The sequence below is a fragment of the Pseudomonas sp. LB3P25 genome, from assembly GCF_054897985.1.
The window spans coordinates 6297896-6317770 of record NZ_CM142711.1; the positions used below are offsets into that span (position 1 = coordinate 6297896).

The 19875-nt window shown below is 58.7% G+C and carries 14 protein-coding genes; 8 read left to right on the forward strand and 6 right to left on the reverse strand.

The genetic code is table 11. The features are described 5' to 3' along the window. Positions 1–59: 59 nt before the first annotated feature. From ACYZTW_RS29040 to ACYZTW_RS29050, 3 genes are all read right to left on the reverse strand, one after another. Positions 60–677, reverse strand: a complete 618-nt coding sequence (locus ACYZTW_RS29040; protein ID WP_046048787.1) for an FKBP-type peptidyl-prolyl cis-trans isomerase — start codon at positions 675–677, stop codon at positions 60–62. Between the two features lie 137 nt (positions 678–814). After that, on the reverse strand, positions 815–1111 hold the full coding sequence (locus ACYZTW_RS29045; protein WP_462002781.1) for a DUF6482 family protein: 297 nt from the start codon (positions 1109–1111) through the stop codon (positions 815–817). A gap of 133 nt (positions 1112–1244) precedes the next feature. Further along, positions 1245–1733 carry a TIGR00645 family protein gene (locus ACYZTW_RS29050; RefSeq protein ID WP_095166485.1) on the reverse strand — a complete coding sequence of 163 codons (489 nt, stop codon included), beginning with the start codon at positions 1731–1733 and terminating at the stop codon, positions 1245–1247. A 170-nt stretch (positions 1734–1903) separates the two neighbouring features. Between ACYZTW_RS29050 and ACYZTW_RS29055 the strand changes: the two genes are divergently transcribed. After that, positions 1904–3733 (forward strand): hypothetical protein, encoded by a 1830-nt coding sequence (locus ACYZTW_RS29055; protein ID WP_462002782.1) that lies wholly within the window; start codon positions 1904–1906, stop codon positions 3731–3733. A 5-nt stretch (positions 3734–3738) separates the two neighbouring features. On the opposite strand, the gene ACYZTW_RS29060 is transcribed toward ACYZTW_RS29055, so the two are convergent. Both ACYZTW_RS29060 and ACYZTW_RS29065 read right to left on the reverse strand, forming a co-directional pair. Further along, entirely contained in the window at positions 3739–4080 is a 342-nt protein-coding gene (locus tag ACYZTW_RS29060) for a PA4575 family protein (protein ID WP_046048783.1), read from the reverse strand. Between the two features lie 257 nt (positions 4081–4337). After that, a complete protein-coding gene (locus ACYZTW_RS29065; RefSeq protein WP_462002783.1) occupies positions 4338–6776 on the reverse strand; it encodes a Lon protease family protein in 2439 nt (812 codons plus the stop codon). A gap of 274 nt (positions 6777–7050) precedes the next feature. Here ACYZTW_RS29065 and ACYZTW_RS29070 point away from each other — a divergent pair, with 274 nt between their 5' ends. The 4 genes from ACYZTW_RS29070 to ACYZTW_RS29085 all read left to right on the forward strand — a co-directional run bounded on the left by ACYZTW_RS29070 (position 7051) and on the right by ACYZTW_RS29085 (position 10729). Next, the gene (locus ACYZTW_RS29070) at positions 7051–7539 is read left to right on the forward strand and encodes a DUF3015 domain-containing protein (RefSeq protein WP_462002784.1); all 489 of its coding nucleotides are present in this window, start codon (positions 7051–7053) and stop codon (positions 7537–7539) included. Positions 7540–7758: 219 nt separating this feature from the next. Continuing rightward, the gene (locus tag ACYZTW_RS29075; RefSeq protein ID WP_462002785.1) at positions 7759–9612 is read left to right on the forward strand and encodes an Lnb N-terminal periplasmic domain-containing protein; all 1854 of its coding nucleotides are present in this window, start codon (positions 7759–7761) and stop codon (positions 9610–9612) included. A 195-nt stretch (positions 9613–9807) separates the two neighbouring features. Continuing rightward, a complete protein-coding gene (locus ACYZTW_RS29080) occupies positions 9808–10164 on the forward strand; it encodes a hypothetical protein (RefSeq protein ID WP_462002786.1) in 357 nt (118 codons plus the stop codon). A 70-nt stretch (positions 10165–10234) separates the two neighbouring features. Further along, on the forward strand, positions 10235–10729 hold the full coding sequence (locus ACYZTW_RS29085) for a GreA/GreB family elongation factor (protein WP_462002787.1): 495 nt from the start codon (positions 10235–10237) through the stop codon (positions 10727–10729). A 199-nt stretch (positions 10730–10928) separates the two neighbouring features. Here ACYZTW_RS29085 and ettA read toward each other — a convergent pair whose 3' ends face one another. Beyond that, positions 10929–12593 carry an energy-dependent translational throttle protein EttA gene (gene ettA, locus ACYZTW_RS29090; RefSeq protein WP_462002788.1) on the reverse strand — a complete coding sequence of 555 codons (1665 nt, stop codon included), beginning with the start codon at positions 12591–12593 and terminating at the stop codon, positions 10929–10931. Between the two features lie 286 nt (positions 12594–12879). On the opposite strand from ettA, the gene ACYZTW_RS29095 reads away from it, so the two are divergent. From ACYZTW_RS29095 to ACYZTW_RS29105, 3 genes are all read left to right on the forward strand, one after another. After that, entirely contained in the window at positions 12880–16728 is a 3849-nt protein-coding gene (locus ACYZTW_RS29095; RefSeq protein WP_462002789.1) for a sensor domain-containing protein, read from the forward strand. Positions 16729–16977: 249 nt separating this feature from the next. Beyond that, the gene (gene glyA / locus ACYZTW_RS29100; protein WP_462002790.1) at positions 16978–18231 is read left to right on the forward strand and encodes a serine hydroxymethyltransferase; all 1254 of its coding nucleotides are present in this window, start codon (positions 16978–16980) and stop codon (positions 18229–18231) included. A gap of 277 nt (positions 18232–18508) precedes the next feature. Further along, positions 18509–19822, forward strand: coding sequence for a C4-dicarboxylate transporter DctA (locus ACYZTW_RS29105; protein WP_462002791.1), 1314 nt, complete (start codon positions 18509–18511; stop codon positions 19820–19822). Positions 19823–19875 lie beyond the last annotated feature (53 nt).

The window sequence follows — 19875 nt, forward strand, 5'->3', positions numbered from 1 at the left end:
TACCGCTTTCGCGAGCAGGCTCGCTCCCACATTAGCCCGACGTAATATCGGGCCGGGTCTTACAGAACGTCGAGCAGTTCGACGTCGAATACCAGTACGCTGTGCGGCGGAATGCTGCCAACGCCTTGAGCGCCGTAAGCCAGTTCGCTCGGCACGTACAGACGCCATTTGCTACCGGCGTTCATCAGTTGCAGGGCTTCAGTCCAGCCAGCGATCACGCCGCCAACCGGGAATTCTGCCGGCTGACCACGATCGTAGGAGCTGTCGAACACAGTGCCGTCGATCAGAGTACCGTGGTAGTGAGTGCGCACTTGATCTTCACGGGTTGGCTTGGCGCCTTCACCTTGAGTCAGCACTTCAAATTGCAGGCCGGAAGCCAGGGTGGTGATGCCATCACGCTTGGCGTTTTCAGCCAGGAATGCCAGACCTTCGCCAGCAGCCGCTTCAGCTTTGGCAGCAGCTTCAGCTTGCATGATTTCGCGAATAACCTTGAAGCTCGCGGACATTTCTTCCTGACCCACACGGCTTTCCTTGCCGGCGAAAGCATCGGTCAGCCCCGCCAGGATCGCGTCCAGGCTAACGCCCGGTGGCGGGTTGTCGCGCAGTTGATCGCCCAGCTGACGGCCAATACCGTAGCTGACGCGGGTTTCGTCGGTGGACAGATTTACTTCGGACATGACACTGCTCCGCTGTGCGGACGGCCCTGGAACTTGCCGTGCGTGCACAGCGCGTCCCGGAGCGCCCGGAACCAAAAGGGCCAGCAGACTAGCACAGATGCCGTCGCATTGATGAGAGTGCGTCAGCCCTACATGGCTCAACGGAAAGCGATCGGTACTTTCAGATTTTCCCCGGCACTGGCGCCGAGTCCGCACATTTCGTCATGAACCGAGGTATGCACCAGATTGAGCCGCAAGCTGGGAAAGGCATGAAGCACTTCACGTGCATGCTCGACCGAGCGCAGATGAAACATTTGGCCGTGAGCATCACTCAATGGATACGCCGCGCCGTGCATCCGTGCCTCCAACAGGTAGATCCCGCCTTCCATCGAGATCAGGTTGAGCTCATCGACCTTCCCGGCGATGGCATAAGCATTCAACTCTTTCAGGTCCATGAACGCACCTCACGCAATGGCGAGCCAAGATCCTTACAGGCATAGGCCTCGGCGCATCAAAGTACAAGCCACAAACGACACCGCCCGTCTGTTTCGCAACAGACGGGCGGTTTGGTATAGCAATGAAAGGCGATCAGTGCTTGGTCAGCTTATCCAGATAACCCATGGCAAACGCCGAAATCACGAAGGTCATGTGGATGATCACGTACCACTTCAAATGCTCGGGATCGACGTTCTTGGCGTCCATGAAAATCCGCAGCAGGTGGATGGACGAAATGGCAACGATGGAAGCGGCCACCTTCATTTTCAATGAAGAGGAATCCATGGTGCCCAGCCAGTTGAGTTTCTCCTTGCTTTCGTCGATGTCCAGTTGGGAAACAAAGTTCTCGTACCCGGAAATCATCACCATCACCAGCAAGCCGCCCACCAGCGCCATGTCGATCAGCGACAGCAACACCAGAATCAGATCCGACTCGGCCATCGAGAACACGTTAGGGATGACGTGGAAGACTTCCTGGAAGAATTTCAGCGCCAGGGCCAGCAGCCCAAGCGACAGACCGAAGTAGATCGGCGCCAGCAGCCAGCGGCTGGCGTACATTGTATTTTCGATAAAGCGTTCCATTGAATCTCACACGTGGACTGGAAATGGCCGCGAGTATACCAGCCACCTGTCTATACCCAGAAGCAGCCAGAAACCGCCGGGAAATCCGCAACCTGCGCGTGTGTGACAAGGTTTTTCTGCTAGTGTCCAAAGCATTGACAGTTCAGCGACATCGGACAGGAAGACGGGAAATGGATGTGCGATTGCCTTTAACGAGCGCCGGAATTTGCCTGGCTTTGCTGATGAGCGCTTGCTCACCCAGCGATGAGAAGCGCCAGGTCAGCCTCGAGGAAAAGACTGCGCAGTTCGAGAAGTCTCTGGATGCGATTCAAGATCCAAAACTCAAGGATGCCGTGGCTGAACTCGGCGGCTCACTGTTGTTGCTTGAGCGTGCGCAACTCAAACTCGACAGCAAACCGGCGGAAACAGAATATGGCGAAGACGCCCTCGCCATCCTCAAGCACTACCCCACTCCACAAGCCTTGGTCGACACGTACATCAACGGTCTGTTCGTGCTGCACAAGGACTCCAGTTCCGACTACCTGACCGATCTGCAACCGGTGTTCCCCTTCAACTTCAACATTCCGGCCGCGTTTCTCTTTCCCCATGGCCTTGAATGGCAATCGGTGACGCTGAGCAACAAACGTGTCATTGCGTTTCAGCCGGAATGGTCGGAAACCGATCCGGGTATTCAGCTCAGTCCGTCGAGCTCCAACCTGACCAACCCCGATGATTTGACGGTGACCTATCCATTCATCGACGGCCTGGATGTGGACAAAAAGAACCAGCCACAACCGGTGAGTCTGCAAGGCAAGGTGGAAGTGATCGCGCCGCGCCGGCTCTACAGCTTCGACCTGACGAAAAAGGACGTCGGCCAGACTCGCACCAACGACAACCTCAGCGTCACCCTGCTGAACCTTGCAAACAACTACGCCGAAATCGAATTCAACAACAGCGCACCACTGGCCCCCGAGGTCAGCGAAACACCGCTGAACCCGCTGATCGTCCAGGCCAAAGACAACACCGGGCAATTTCTCTCGCGCTCAGGCTCGATCAACGAAACCGCCGCACAAATTACTTTCTATCAACAGCAACTGGCGAAAATGCAGCAGCAGAAAGCCTGGAGCGAGAGCTTCGAGAAACAGATCAATGAAGAGCAGCGCGCGTTTGAGAAGCAACAGACCCACCATTATTCCAAGGTGTACTTCAATGGGCCGATCGAAACCCTCGAGGTCAGCGTACTGGACTTTTCAACCGCCACGGTGACCCGCAAGGACCTGAATTTGCCGGTACGTCGCTTCGACTCACACACCACGGAAAAGACCATCCAGCCACTGACGTTGCCGGTGGTGGTGTACGACGACCAGGCCCCGATCTGGCTCAAGGGCGCCACGCTTGGCGAGGAACAACTGAAAAAGAGCGTCAGAATCAGTCAGTCGGTCGAAGACCCCAGTGCCGCGCGTATCGAGTTCGATCACCCCAAAAGCTTCAATGATGAGCTGCTGGGAACATCCTTCAACCCCGGCGAAAGCCCGGTCAGTTTCTTTACCGAGGACGGTAACGGCAAGCGCGATGAGCCCATCGAATTGCCCCCAGAGGCTTACCAGGTCGACCCCCTGCGCGGCACCATCACCTACGACTTGAACCTGTTTCCAGAAACCCCGGCTTACGCGGTGGGCTCCATGCCGCTGTTCCTCGCAACCGTCGAAAAGCAAACCATCGACGCCCACCAGTTGCCCAAAGGCCTAGCGCTCAAAGGCAATGCGCTGGTGGTTGATTTGAAGCTATTTCCCGCCCAGGAGTGGCGTTTCTTCGCCAAGGACGACAGCGGCAATTATCTGAAGGAGATTCTGTCGGTCAGCCACGATGCGAGCGCAGAAGGCCCGGCATTATTGGGGGTGCATTACTTCTACGGGCAGCCTGCCCGTCTGGAAACCTATCAACGAACTGATCTCGCCACCGTGCAATATGGTTTCGAGGTCAAACTCGACAAGGCGGACACGTCCCACCTTGCTCAATAGCCTGTTCAGTGCTCGGGCCGAAACTCGAAACCTCCAGGGTTGCGGCAGCGGCCACCATTGATTTCCCGCAGCTGAGCTTGCAGGTGCAGGCACCAGATCTGCGGATCATCGGCCAGCTCGTAGCCGTGCAAGGTGAGACTTTCAACGATGGTGTCGAGGATCGACTCAGCCACAAAGGGACCATGAAACGGGCCTTGGGCTTTGATGGCAGAAGGTTGTTCGCCGGCCATTCCGGCGGCAAAGAGTAAGGTCCACATGCCCGTATCCCCCGCCAATGGGCGGATGGCACACTCGATACGGGTCACAAGGCCCAGGCATTGACGGGTGAGGCAGAGGTTGCGCGACATGGCGGCGACCCTCGGTAGATCCGGTATTCAGCCCCCACGGGAAGGCTGTCTCGATCCAGTGATTACTGTCGATATCCTTGACCTGAGAATAGAGGAAAAGTTTGACTAGCACGTCAGGTAAGACCAGAAGGCGCCGAATGGTCATTGTGTGAATATTGACGCCAGACTGATGACACCTTTGATCTGAATGTCGATTTCGACAATACACAAAAACCTGTAGGAGCCGAGCTTGCTCCGGCTCCTACAGGGGTTTTGTGTCAGGCGGGCTTGGCTTCGACCAGTGCTTCCTGCGCAGCTTCTTTCTCGGCTTCTTTCAGGTCTTCTTCGCTGATCATTTCTGCGATAACCCGCAAGCGTTCTACCACCCGCGCGTTAACGCTGCCTTCTGGGAACTGGCCATCGGCATCCGGCGCGCCGGCCGGCTCGCCGACCAACAGGCTCAGGGCTTCATCAGCCTGACGCACGGCGTAGACGTGGAACTGCCCCGCGCGCACCGCCGTCAGCACTTTCTCGTCGAGCATCAGCGTGGCAACGTTGGCGTGGGGAATGATTGCCCCCTGCTCACCGGTCAGCCCGCGGGCTTCGCATAGCCGGAAGAAGCCTTCGATCTTCTCGTTGACCCCACCCACCGCCTGCACTTCACCGAACTGGTTGATCGAGCCGGTGATCGCAAAGCACTGCTTGAGCGGGGTTTTCGACAGCGCCGAAATCAGCGTGCAAGCCTCACCTAACGATGCACTATCACCATCGACGTAACCGTAAGATTGCTCCAGGGCGATACTGGCGGAAATCGCCAGCGGGAATTCCTGGGCGTAACGGCTGCCCAGATACCCGGTGAGGATCATCACGCCCTTGGAGTGAATCGGCTGGCCGAGGTTGACCTCACGCTCGATGTCGACGATGCCGCTGCCACCCGGGTAGACCGTGGCGGAGATCCGCGCCGGTATACCGAAGGCCGAGTCACCGACCTCCAGCACTGTCAGCCCGTTGCACTTGCCGACCGCCGCACCTGCGGTGTCGATCAGGATGATCCCTGCCAGCATGTCATCGAGAATCCGCGCAGAAACACGCCCGGTACGGGTGGCCTTGGCCTTGAGCGCGCGTTCGATGTGCCCGGCGTCGGTCATTTCATCACTGGCCAGTTGGCGAATGAAATCTGCCTCGCTGACCAGCTGGAACAGATCTCCGATCCGCGCCGACAAACGCCCTTGATGCTCAGCCAGGCGAGCACTGTAAGTCGCCAGACGCGCCACCGCATCAGCGGTCAGCGGCGCCATGCCTTCTTCGGAGGTACGGGTTTTGAGCAACTGGGCGAACTGTTCCAGGCTTTCGTCGACCATCGGGATGTCTTCGTCGAAGTCTACCAGGACCCGGAACATCTCCTGGAAGTCCGGATCGAGGTCCTGCAGCGTGTAGTAGAGCTGCCGGGCGCCGATGATGACAACTTTGACCTGCAACGGAATATGTTGCGGCGTAAGGGTCACGGTGGCGAAACGGCCCATCTCGCCCAGCGGCGATTCCATTTTCAGTTTTCGCGATTGCAGCGCGCGTTTGAGCGCATCCCACACAAACGGCTCGCTGAGCATTTTTTCCGCTTCAAGAATCAAGAAGCCGCCGTTGGCGCGGTGCAGCGCACCCGGACGCAACTGCCGATACGTGGTGTAGAGCGCGCCCTGATCAGTGGTGTACTCGATGCGGCCGAACAGGTTTTCGTAGGTCGGGTGCGGCTCAAAGACCACTGGCGCACCGCCGCTGAACGGATGACCGACCACCAGGCTCGGAGCGTATTGCTCTTCCAGCAGCTTGCGGGCGATCGCGTCAGCCTTGCTATCGTCCACCAGCTGCTCGACCACAGTCTTGAGCAGATACACCTGCATTGCTTGCAGGTAACCGCAAACGCCGGCGTTTTCCGCGTACTTTTCCGACAGCGGCGCGAGCAATGGTTGCAAGGCCAGGGTGATGGTTTCTTCGTTGAGCTGGCGCAGTTGATTGCTCGACTCACGCTTCCATTGCGGCAGGCTGGCGAGCTCTTCGTTCAGCCGCTCTTCCAGCCACGAAATATCCTCGTGAAACCGCTCGCGATCAGCTTCCGGCAACTGGGCAAATTCGGCTTCGTCAACGGCCTTGCCTTCGCTCATTGGGGTGAAGGCAATATTGGTGCTGTCGCGGTACAGCGCAACGTCCTTCTCCAGCGCCAGACGCTCGATGACATCCAGTGCGCGGTCATAGCGTTGATTGAAGGCGCGGTCGATGGCGCTTTTCTTTTGCTGGTAGGACGGGTGTTCGAACACGGCCGGAAAAGTCGCCAGCAGGTTGTCGATCAAGCCGTTGATGTCATCGATAAAGGCGCCAGCGGTGCCCGAAGGCAATTCCAGTGCGCGAGGTTCGCGAGGATCATCGAAATTGTTGACATAGACCCAGTCCGCCGGGGTCTGCAGGCGCTTGCCTTCGGCTTTCAGGTAGCGTTTGACGAACGAAAACCGGCCGGTGCCGGGCTCGCCCATGACGAATACGTTGTAACCGGGGCGTGGCATCGCCACACCGAACTGCAAGGCTTCGACCGCACGTTCCTGGCCAAGCACACCGCGGAAGGGCTCCAAATCATTGGTGGTAGAGAAGCTGAACTGTTCAGCGGAAAACGGACGGGTCAGCGCTTCGGGCGCTAGACGCAAGCTGGCAGCAACAGGATCAGGCATCGGGCTTCCTTACATCAGGCGGGGCAGATAGCGGCATTCTGGCGCTGCCCATACCTCACTTGCAAGGCGCGCCTCTAGCCAAAGCATAGACAAAGCGGCATCTCTAAGCGCGCCGGGCCCAAATCAATGTTTTCAACGAATGTTTCGCAAAAAATAACGGAACCCTAGGAACGTGCCTAAACTCCAAACTGCGCGGCTGGAACATAACCGGCCCACTGGCGCCAGATCGGGCCAGACCCCTGTCCATTGGTATGCACATAAAGAGAACAACGCTATGAAACGGATTCTTCTTGGTACTCTCTTCACCGCTGTATCCATCAACGCCATGGCACAGGCGCCAGGCGGCCCGGATTGCGGTTGGGGCAACATGCTGTTCGAAGGTCAGCGTGGCACCCCGGCTCACTTCCTGGCATCCACCACCAACGGCACTTCCGGCAACGCAACCTTCGGTATGACCTCCGGTACCAACGGTTGCGCGACTAATGCGTCGCTGACCTATGGCGGCAAATCCTGGATTGCCATGAATGGCATGATGAACGAGCTGTCCGAAGACATGGCTAAAGGTCAGGGCGAAGCGCTGACCACTTACGCTGTGGTACTGGGCGTGGCGCCGGAAGACCGTGCGCATTTCGCCGCCGTCACTCATGAGCATTTCCAGCAGATCTTCAGCAAGGCTGACGTGACCGCTGACGACGTGCATACCAACACCCTGGCCGTTCTGAAGAACGATCCGCGTCTGGCCAAGTACGCCACTCAAGCTTAAGCTCGACCCGCCCGCTCCTTTCGGGGAGCGGGTTTTATTTTTTGGACCTGCCCCTCTTTGGGTAATGTCATTCAACTGTAGGAGCTGTCGAGTGAAACGAGGCTGCGATCTTTGCTTTTAAAGATCAAAGGATCGCAGCCTCGTTTCACTCGACAGCTCCTACAGACAAATGGCATCAACCGCGCTGGGTCTTTGTTTCTTTCGATTAAGTTGCCCACTATGCTCAAACGCCTTGCCTGGCTGGCGCTCTGTGTCTGCGCCCCGCTGTCTGCCACGCCCAAAATCGACAATCAACGTTTGCAGCAATTGGCCAATGACCCCTTCTGGATTTCCCTGGGCCACTACGAAACCGCCAAACTCGGTGGCTGGCGCAGCTATGTCAGCGACAAGAAATTCTTCCTCGCCACCGATGGCAATGAACATCCTGACCGTGAACTTGCGGCGACCGTGCAAGCGCTGTACGCCCCGGCCAGTGCTGGCGAAAAACATGCGCAATGCGTCTACCCGGCCCGCACTCGCTGGCTGAAGGCGCAACTCAGCCTGAGCGATCTGCCGAAGCTTCCCTGCACTAAATTCAAGCAATGGTTCAAGGACGTTTCTCCCCACAGTGCGGTGATGATTTTCCCGGCGGCGTATCTGAACAGTCCGTCATCGATGTTTGGCCACACGTTGCTGCGCATCGACCAAGCCAATGTGCAGCGCGATCAAACCGCCCTGCTCAGTTATGCGATCAACTTCGGCGCGTACATCGAAGGTTCCGACAACAGCATCCTGTATGCCTGGAAAGGCTTGATGGGCGGCTATCCCGGTTTGTTTGCGCTAGTGCCGTATCAAGAAAAACTCTCGGAGTACCGCAGTCTCGAGAACCGTGATCTGTGGGAATACCGCCTGAACCTGACCCTGGCAGAAACCGAACGCATGGTCGAGCACGTTTGGGAGCTGAAGCAGATCCAGTTCGACTATTTCTTCTTCGACGAAAATTGCTCCTATCGCCTGCTGGAACTGCTGCAAGTGGCCCGTCCGAGCCTGCGATTGACCGAACAGTTCCCGCTGACCGCGATTCCTACGGACACCGTCAAAGCGGTGAAGGAAGCCGGACTGGTGGAATCCATTCAGTATCGACCGTCTCGCGAGCGTGAACTGCTGAGCCGCACCAAGCCGTTGACCGATGAAGAACAGGAATGGGTGCTGAAAGTCAGCGCCGACCAGAAACAACTGCAAGAACCGGCGTTCAAGGCTCAACCGCCCGAGCGTCAGGCATTGATCATCGACGCGGCCTATCGCCTGGAGCGCTACCGCGCCAACGGCCAGGAACGCGACCCGCAACGGGCGCAGCGCAGTTTCGAACTGCTGCGGGCGATCAACCAGAACCCCGCACCGGAGCTGGATATCCCGCAACCCGGTCTACCCGAGGACGGCCATGAATCGCGCACCTGGCAGGCCGGCATCGGCACTCGGGGCGACAAGGCCTTTGGCGAATATGGCCTGCGCATGGCCTATCACGACCTCAACGACAACGCCGAGAGCTTCCCCCTCGGCGCGCAGATCGAAATCCTGCAAATGAAACTGCGCCAGTACGAGGGCAATCACTGGCAGTTGCAGCAATTGGACCTGGCGACCATCCGTTCCCTGACCCCGCGCAATGAATTGCTGCAGCCACTCTCGTGGCAAGTCACCGGCGGCCTGGAGCGCGTGCCGGGCAAGCATGACGACGAAACCCTGGTCAGCCACGTCAATGGCGGTGGCGGCGGGACCTGGCAACTGGGCGATGACATGCTCGGCTTTGCTTTAGGCACCGTGCGCATTGAACACAACAACGATTTTGCCGGCTTCATCGCCCCGGCGGCGGGCTTCAATAGCGGTTTGCTGTGGAAAAACCCATTGGGCAACTTCAGCCTGGAAGCCAAGGGCGACTTCTTCACCAATGGCGAAGTGCGCCGTAGCGTGAGTCTGAATCAGCAGTGGGAATTGTCGCGCAACCTGGGTTTGCGACTGAGTGCCCAGCGCGAATTCAGCCACCTGGCTTCGCCCGAGAACGAAGTGATGCTTGAGGTGAAGTGGTATCACTACTGACCGCCCCGCTTTACCTGTAGGAGCACAGCTTGCTGGCGATGGCATCACCTCGGTCTATCTGAATAACCGCATCGATGCCATCGCCAGCAAGCTGTGCTCCTACAGGGCTGCGATCTTTTGATTTTTCTTTCACATCCCGCTCACGAATCCACTCCTAGACTTCTCCTATAGGCCGTTGACGGTCGGGAGTCTGAGATGTGGCGTTGCGTGGGTGTGGCGGGTTTGCTGATGTTGATCGCGGGTTGCCAGACGACCCACGAGGATCTGATCACCAAAGGTTATCCACCGGCATTCGCCGATGGCTTCGATGACGGTTGCAGCAGTGGCCGGCAAGCGGCGGGAGCAATCACCGGAGAGTTTCGTAAAAACGTTCCGCGTTACCTTAAGGACAAGCAGTACGCCGAGGGCTGGAGCGATGGCTTCCGTCAGTGTCAGGCGATGCGCGAAAGCGAGGACCGTGAGGATTATCGCAGCCACCATTGGGACGAGCGCGAAAAAGCCTGGCAGCAGCAGAAGGATCAAGACGCCGCTCGTGCTTTTCACTCGCAATAAGTCGTTGACAGACATCTGTCGAAACAAAAAGCCTGCGACCATGGCCCAAACCCTATAACGGGAGAAAACCATGAGTCGCGCCTTCGTCAACGAAGATAACGCCGCCGCGCAAGCCGATCAGCCTGTCGAACGGCAGGTCAGCGCGCAGCCCAATTACGTCACTCCCGCCGGGCTTGCGCAGCTTCAGGCGAAACTCGCCGACGTGCAAAACCTGCTCAATGAACAGAGTGCGAAGGGTGAACTGGCCGACAAACAGCGCCAGGCCGACCTTGAGCGTGACTGGCGGTATTTCAATCAACGACTGCAAAGCGCTCAGTTAGTCGTCCCGGCCTCTTCGACTGACAAAGTACAGATTGGCGCCTGGGTGACGTTTGCCGATGAACAGGGCAACGAACAGCGTGTGCAGTTGGTGGGCGAGGATCAGGCGGATGCTGCCAGTGGGTTGATCAACTGGGGTTCGCCGTTGGGTCGGGCGCTGTTGGGCGCGCAGGTCGGAGATGAGGTGGTGTGGAAGCGGCCGGTGGGGGATTTGGTGATTGAGGTTTTGAATATAGATATTGAGTGACCATTAGGCCGCCTTCGCGAGCAGGTCGGATCGCCGCACCGTCGCTCCCACAATTGTTATTCAGTGGACTTCAGATTTGCAGCCAACACAAATCCCCCTGTGGGAGCGAGCCTGCTCGCGATGGCCGCGCCGCGGTGTAACTGAAGCCCATAAAAAAACGGAGCCCCGAGGGCTCCGTTTTTTATGCAACCAATCCGATTCAGGCCAGTTTCTTGTGCCGTACACGATGCGGCTGAGTCGCGGCTTCGCCCAAGCGTTTGCGGCGATCGGCTTCGTACTCGGAGTAGTTACCTTCGAAGAACACCGCTTGCGAGTCGTCTTCGTACGCCAGGATGTGAGTCGCGACGCGGTCAAGGAACCACCGATCGTGAGAGATCACAATGGCAGCGCCCGGGAAGTCCAGCAGGGCTTCTTCCAGGGAACGCAGGGTTTCAACGTCGAGGTCGTTGGACGGTTCATCGAGCAGCAGGACGTTGCCGCCCTCTTTCAGGGTCAGGGCCAGGTGCAAGCGACCGCGCTCACCACCGGACAGGTCCTTGACGAACTTCTGCTGATCGCCGCCCTTGAAGTTGAAGCGACCGACGTAGGTGCGCGACGGGATCTCGTAGTTGCCGATGCGGATCTGATCGGAACCGTCGGAGATTTGCTGGAACACAGTCTTGCTGCCGTCCAGGTCTTCACGGCTCTGATCGACGCATGCCAGTTGCACGGTTTCGCCGACTTCGATGCTGCCCGAATCCGGCGTTTCCTTGCCCATCAGCATGCGGAACAGGGTCGATTTACCGGCACCGTTACCGCCGATCACGCCAACGATGGCGCCTTTAGGCATGGAGAACGACAGGTTGTCGATCAGCACGCGATCGCCGTAGCCCTTGGAAACGTTCTTGAACTCGATGACCTTGTCGCCCAGGCGTGGACCGGCCGGGATGTAGATCTCGTTGGTTTCGCTGCGCTTCTGGAATTCCTGCGATTGCATTTCTTCGAAGCGTTGCAGACGAGCCTTGGATTTGGACTGGCGGGCCTTGGCGCCTTTGCGCACCCACTCCAGTTCTTCCTTCATGGCTTTTTCGTGGGCCGACTGCTGCTTGGATTCGGCAGACAGACGATCGGACTTGGCTTCGAGCCAACCCGAATAGTTGCCCTCGTACGGGATACCGGCGCCGCGGTCGAGCTCGAGGATCCAGCCGGCAACGTTGTCCAGGAAGTAACGGTCGTGCGTGATCGCGACCACGGTGCCCGGGAAATCGTGCAGGAAGTGCTCCAGCCAGGCGACAGAATCGGCGTCCAGGTGGTTGGTCGGTTCGTCGAGCAGCAGCATGTCGGGGGCGGACAGCAGCAGGCGGCACAGGGCCACACGACGTTTCTCACCACCGGACAGGAATTCGACCTTGGCATCCCAGGCCGGCAGACGCAGCGCATCGGCGGCGACTTCCAGTTGGCGATCCAGGTTATGACCGTCGCTGGCTTGCAGGATGGCTTCGAGTTTGGCTTGTTCAGCGGCCAGTTTGTCGAAGTCGGCATCTTCATCAGCGTAAGCCGCGTAGACCTCGTCCAGACGCGCCTGAGCGTTCTTGATCACGCTGACCGCTTCCTCAACCACTTCACGCACGGTCTTGGTCGGGTCCAGAATCGGTTCTTGCGGCAGGTAGCCGATGTTCAGGTCCGGCATCGGACGGGCTTCGCCGTCGAACTCGGTGTCCACACCCGCCATGATTTTCAACAGGGTGGATTTACCCGAACCGTTGAGGCCGAGTACGCCAATCTTGGCGCCCGGGAAGAACGACAGCGAAATGTTTTTCAGGATTTCCCGCTTCGGCGGAACAACTTTACCCAGCCGATGCATGGTGAATACGTATTGAGCCATGGAGAACCTAGGGTCAGTGAACGATGAATGATTGGGGCGCGGGCGATGCCCGGCCAGGCCGTGCGCGTCGTCCGATTGATAGGTACCAATGCGTGCGCGCTAAAAAAAGCCTGATTCTAGGAGCTGGAACGCTCCCGCGTAACCGGCAAAGCTACCTGATTGACGGAAGGCAGTCCAGCCGAGCGGGACTGGCACTTTGCCACAACTCAAGGCATGCTAGCCGCCCTTCGGGCGTCCGGCTTATAGTGCACGTCGCGCCAGTCCAGCCAAACCGCAGGATTACAGTTTGTCTAATGTCACTCCCTCATCTTCCGTGAGCGCACTCAATCCTGCGATCGGCTCACCCCTGCGTGGATCCTTGAAGGGCGCGCTGGCGGCGCTCGTCCTGTTGTTGCTCGCGCTGCTGTTCTGGCAGTTGCTGGATCAGCTTCGCGATACCCAACAACACCAGCGTCAGTACACCATCGACTACACCGCCGATCTGGCCTCGCAAGTCAGCCTGAACATGGCGCTCAACGCCCAGATCGCCCTCAACCTGCTACCGATCGTCGAACAACCGCAAAGCGCCGACGAACAGCAGGCGCTGTTTCGCAAGCTGCAAAAGTCCTTGCCCGACCTGCGCAGCCTCGCGTTACTCAGCCCCTCCGGCAAAGTCCTCACCGACAGTGCCGACGACAGCGACGACACCGACTACCTGAGCGAACTGGTCCGGCGCAGTCACGCCCAGGCCCATTATTTCAGCAACGCCAATGACGGCTCGGTGGTACATCTGCTGCTGCATCAAGCCAGCGGTAGCACTCGCGGCTACTGGGTACTGCGCCTGACGCCGACATTTTTCTCGTCGCTGACCAAACAAAACGAAGCCGGTATCCGCCCGCTGTGGCTGGTGGAAAACCGCTTCAATCACCAAGTTATCAGTCGCGATGAGCCACTACCCTTGGCCAAGCCCGGCGAACTGACCGAGGACGATGTGGCCAACAGCGTGTTGACAGTGCCCCTGAGCAACAGCGACTGGCAACTGCGCGGGCTGTTCGACCGGCAACGGGTGATCGAACACCTGCTGCCGGCGTTCATTGGCAAATGCCTTCTGGGCCTGGCCTTCTCCCTGCTGCCGTTCATCGCCCTGCTGAACATGCGCCGCCGCCAGCGCCAGGTGCACGAAGGCCGTCGACGCTACCAGGATATTTTCGAAGGCACCGGCGTCGCCCTGTGTGTACTCGACGTGTCCGGGCTCAAAAGCCTCTTCGACAAGGCTCAGTTGCACAGCAGCGAACAACTGAAAGCCTGGCTCGAGACACCGCAACAACGCCAGCAACTGCTGCAGGAACTGCGCATCACCGAGGTCAACCTGGTCGCCCTGCAACTGCTGAACGTCAACGCTTGCGATCAAGCCTGGAAACTGCTGATCGACGGCAACCCGCAGGACGGCGCCGCCATCGGCGATCAAGTGCTCGACGCGGTGCTCAACCAGCAGAAACAGCTTGAACTGGAAATCAAACTGCAGGACGCCAATGGCCGCGACCAGCACTTGTGGCTGGTCCTGCGTCTGCCGGAAGACGTGGACGACTATAAAGCGGTGATCCTGAGCATCACCGACATCACCAGCCGCAAGCTCGTCGAACTGTCGCTGTTGGAGCGTGAAGGATTCTGGTCCGACGTGGTGCGCACCGTGCCGGATCATCTGTACGTGCAAGACGTGATCAGCCAGCGAATGATTTTCAGCAACCACCACCTGGGCCAGACGCTCGGTTACAACCGTACCGAACTGCACCAGATGGGCGAGTATTTCTGGGAAATTCTGCTGCACCCCGAAGATGCCGACTTCTACCACCGCTCGCGCCAAACCCAGCGGCAGGCCGGTTACAGACAATTGATGCAATGCCAACTGCGCTTCCGCCACCGGGACGGTAAATGGCGGCGTTTCGACATCCGTGAACAGGCGCTGGCGCGGGACAAGCACGATCAGGTCACGCGGATCATCGGCGTGGCCAAGGACATCACCGAACAGATCGAAGCCAGTGAGTCTCTGCGCGACAGCGAGCAGCGTTACCGGATGCTCGCCGAAAGCATCAGCGACGTGATTTTCTCAACTGACAGTAAGATGGCGCTCAACTACGTCAGCCCGTCGGTGCAAGCCGTGCTGGGCTACGACGCCGACTGGATTTTCCAGAACGGCTGGCAATCGACCATCGCCAACCCGCAACAGCTGACCGGCATTTACCACCTGATGGACCGGGTCAGCAAAGCGCTGAATAAACCCGACCAACTGGCGCTGTTGCGCAGTCAGGTGCAGACCCAACTGTTTTTGTTCGACTGCCTGCGGGCCGACGGGCGCAAGATCCCCATCGAATTGCGGCTGGTGCTGGTGTGGGACGAACACGGTGCATTCGAAGGCGTGCTGGGCGTCGGTCGCGACATCAGCCAGCAACGCCGGGCCGAAAAAGACCTGCGCATGGCCGCGACCGTATTTGAGCACTCGACCTCGGCGATCCTGATTACCGACCCGGCCGGCTACATTGTCCAGGCCAACGAAGCCTTCAGCCGTGTCAGCGGTTATGCGGTGGAGCAGGTGCTCGACCAGTTGCCAAACATGCTGACCGTCGACGAGCAGCAGGAATCCCATCTGCGTTATGTGCTCAAGCAACTGCATCAGCACAGCACATGGGAAGGCGAAGTCTGGCTCAAACGACGCAATGGCGAACATTACCCGGCCTGGGTCGGGATCACGGCGGTGTTGGATGATGAAGGCGATTTGGCGAGCTACGTGTGCTTCTTCAGCGACATCAGCGAACGCAAGGCCAGTGAGCAGCGGATTCACCGCCTCGCCTATTACGACGCCCTGACTCACCTGCCCAACCGCACACTGTTCCAGGATCGCCTGCACACAGCGCTGCAATCGGCCGAACGGCAGAAGTCCTGGGTGGTGCTGATGTTCCTCGACCTGGACCGCTTCAAACCGATCAACGACTCCCTGGGCCACGCCGCCGGCGATCGCATGCTCAAGGAAATGGCCACGCGCCTGCTCGGCTGTGTCGATGACGACGACACCGTGGCGCGCATGGGCGGCGATGAATTCACCTTGCTGCTGCAACCGCGGGCCAACCGTGAAATTGCCTTGAACCGGGCGATTCATGTGGCCGAACAGATTCTCGCCAGCCTGGTGAAACCGTTCGTGCTTGAAGGCCGCGAGTTCTTCGTCACGGCCAGTATCGGGATCGCCCTGAGCCCTCAGGACGGTAACGAACTCAGCCAGCTGATGAAAAACGCCGACACCGCGATGTATCACGCCAAGGAGCGCGGCAAGAACAACTTCCAGTTCTATCAGGCCGACATGAATGCCAGCGCCCTGGAGCGTCTGGAGCTGGAAAGCGACTTGCGTCATGCCTTGGAGCAAGACGAATTTGTGCTGTATTACCAGCCGCAGTTCAGCGGTGATGGCAAACGCCTGACCGGCGCCGAAGCCTTGCTGCGCTGGCGCCATCCGCGACGCGGGCTGGTGCCGCCGGGAGACTTCATTCCGGTGCTCGAAGAGCTCGGTCTGGTGGTGGATGTCGGCGACTGGGTGATCAGTGAGGCCTGCCGTCAGCTCAAGACCTGGCATCAGGCCAAGGTCCGGGTGCCGAAGGTGTCGGTGAACATTTCGGCCCGGCAATTCTCCGACGGCCAACTCGGCACGCGAATCGCCACCATCCTCAAGGAAACAGGCCTGCCGCCGGCGTGCCTGGAGCTGGAATTGACCGAAAGTATCCTGATGCGCGAAGTCAGCGAAGCGATGCAGATTCTTGCCGGGCTGAAAAATCTCGGTTTGAGCATTGCGGTCGACGACTTCGGCACCGGTTACTCATCGCTCAACTACCTCAAGCAGTTCCCGATCGACGTGCTGAAAATCGACCGCACCTTCGTCGACGGCCTGCCGTCGGGTGAGCAGGATGCGCAGATTGCCCGCGCGATCATCGCCATGGCCCACAGCCTCAATCTGGCGGTTATCGCCGAGGGCGTGGAAACCCACGAGCAACTCGACTTCCTGCGCGAGCATGGTTGCGACGAGGTTCAGGGGTATCTGTTCGGCCGTCCGATGCCGGCGAGCCGGTTTGAAGCGCAGTTCAGCAATGATGCGTTGTTCATGTTCGACTGAGGCCTTGTGGTGGGGCTGATGGCCCTATCGCGAGCAGGCTCGCTCCCACAGGTTTTTTGGGTGTACACAAGATTTGTGACCACTGAAGATCCACTGTGGGAGCGAGCCTGCTCGCGAAGAGGCCGGCACGATCACCGCTGATCCCGTCATGAAGCCCACTTGTCTGCGACATGATGTCCTTTCATATGCCATCTAAAACCCATTGGGTTAGAATGCCCCCCTTTTCTGCCCCGATCCTTGAGGACCGCCATGTTCAGCCGTGATTTGACTATTGCCAAGTACGACGCCGATCTCTTTGCCGCCATGGAGCAAGAAGCTCAGCGCCAGGAAGAACACATCGAGCTGATCGCTTCGGAAAACTACACCAGCCCAGCGGTGATGGAAGCTCAAGGCTCGGTACTGACCAACAAATACGCCGAAGGCTACCCGGGCAAGCGCTACTACGGTGGTTGCGAGTTCGTCGACGTGGTCGAGCAACTGGCCATCGACCGTGCAAAAGAGCTGTTCGGCGCTGATTACGCCAACGTTCAGCCACACGCTGGCTCCCAAGCCAACAGCGCCGTTTACCTGGCCCTGCTGCAAGCGGGCGACACCATCCTGGGCATGAGTCTGGCGCACGGCGGTCACCTGACCCACGGCGCCAGCGTTTCCTCCTCCGGCAAGCTGTACAACGCCGTTCAGTACGGTATCGACGGCAACGGCCTGATCGACTACGACGAAGTCGAGCGTCTGGCCGTTGAGCACAAGCCGAAAATGATCGTGGCCGGTTTCTCTGCCTACTCGCAGATTCTGGACTTCCCGCGTTTCCGCGCTATCGCTGACAAGGTTGGCGCTTACCTGTTCGTCGACATGGCTCACGTAGCCGGTCTGGTCGCCGCTGGCGTCTACCCGAACCCGGTTCCTTTCGCTGACGTCGTGACCACCACCACGCACAAGACCCTGCGCGGTCCACGTGGCGGCCTGATCCTGGCTCGCGCCAACGCCGACATCGAGAAGAAGCTCAACTCCGCGGTATTCCCGGGCGCCCAGGGTGGCCCGCTGGAGCACGTGATCGCCGCTAAAGCGATCTGCTTCAAGGAAGCGCTGCAGCCTGAGTTCAAGACTTACCAGCAACAAGTGGTGAAAAACGCCCAGGCCATGGCCGGCGTGTTCATCGAGCGCGGTTACGACGTGGTGTCGGGCGGCACTCAGAACCACCTGTTCCTGCTGTCGCTGATCAAACAGGAAATCTCCGGTAAAGACGCCGATGCCGCTCTGGGCAAAGCGTTCATCACCGTGAACAAGAACTCCGTGCCAAACGATCCACGCTCCCCGTTCGTCACCTCCGGTCTGCGCTTCGGTACTCCGGCTGTGACCACTCGTGGCTTCAAAGAAGCAGAGTGCAAAGAGCTGGCCGGCTGGATCTGCGACATCCTGGCGGACCTGAACAACGAAGCGGTGATCGACGCCGTTCGTGAGAAGGTCAAGGCCATCTGCAAGAAGCTGCCGGTATACGGCGCCTAATCAGCCCGCTAAACCGCAGCAATGAAAAAACCGGCCAGTGATGGCCGGTTTTTTTTGGTCCACGATTTTTTTCAAACCGCGAAAAGGCTCAAGGTCGGAGCATTACGCCCAACTGGTAAGACCGGTCATGCCAATCACTTAAATTTTGCTTGCGATCACCCAAAAACAGCGCCTAGACTGCGCCTGCACTGGACATACCGGTAAGACCACAATAATTAAGTCCTGAATCTGATGCGCGAAGCGCACGGCAGCCAGGACACCGACCAGGATTCCTCCCATGCTCAGATGGTGCTCGCGTTCAATCTTCCTCCAAGTGGTTCTCGGACTGGTGCTCGGCATCGTCTGCGGGCTGACCCTTCCTGAATACTCCGCCCAGCTCAAACCTCTTGGCGATGGCTTCATCAAACTGATCAAGATGCTCATCGGTCTGATCGTGTTCTGCGTGGTGGTCAGCGGCATCAGCGGTGCCGGCGACCTGAAGAAGGTCGGACGCATCGGCCTGAAATCGGTGATTTACTTCGAAATCCTGACCACCATCGCCCTGGTGATTGGTCTGGTGTTCGCCTTCAGCACCGGAATCGGCAGCGGCGCAAACATTCATCTGGATCAGCTCTCCGCTGCCGACATGGGCGATATCGCCCAGCGCGGTCAGCACATGCACACCACCACGCAGTTCCTGATGGACCTGATCCCGACCTCGGTGATCGGCGCCTTCGCCGACAACAACATCCTGCAAGTCCTGCTGTTCTCGGTGCTGTTCGGCAGCGCCCTGAATCTGGTGGGCGAAGCAGCCTCCGGTATTTCCCGGTTGATCAACGAACTCAGCCACGTGATCTTCCGCATCATGGGCATGATCGTGCGCCTGGCGCCGATTGGTGTGTTCGGGGCGATTGCCTTCACGACCAGCAAATATGGCCTGGACTCGCTGCAACACCTGGGTAGCCTGGTTGGCCTGTTTTACCTGACCTGCGTGGCGTTCGTGTCGCTGATTCTCGGCCTGGTGATGCGCCTGTCCGGCCTGCGGATGTGGCCATTGCTCAAGTACTTGCGCGAAGAGTTGCTGATCGTCATGGGCACCGCTTCTTCCGACGCCGTGCTGCCACAAATCATGCGCAAGCTTGAGCATCTGGGCATCGGCAGTTCGACAGTCGGGCTGGTCATTCCTACCGGTTACTCGTTCAACCTGGACGGTTTCTCGATCTACCTGACCCTCGCCATCGTGTTCATCGCCAATGCCACCGGCACGCCGCTGGCCATGACCGACCTGCTGACGATTCTGCTGGTGTCGCTGATCACCTCCAAAGGTGCCCACGGTATTCCCGGCTCGGCGCTGGTGATTCTCGCGGCGACACTGACGGCGATCCCGGCGATTCCAGTGGTCGGTCTGGTGCTGGTGTTGGCAGTGGACTGGTTCATGGGTATCGGCCGGGCGCTGACCAACCTGATCGGCAACTGCGTCGCCACCGTGGCCATCGCACGCTGGGAAAAGGACATCGATATCCAACGGGCAAACAAAGTACTTTCCGGTCAGCTGGGTTATACCTTCCAGCCGAAAAAGCCTGTCGGCCCTGCGCATCAGCAGGAATTCTGAATAATCGCCGTGCCTGCCCACGGGCGGGCACGGTCATCAATCGTTTTGGATGC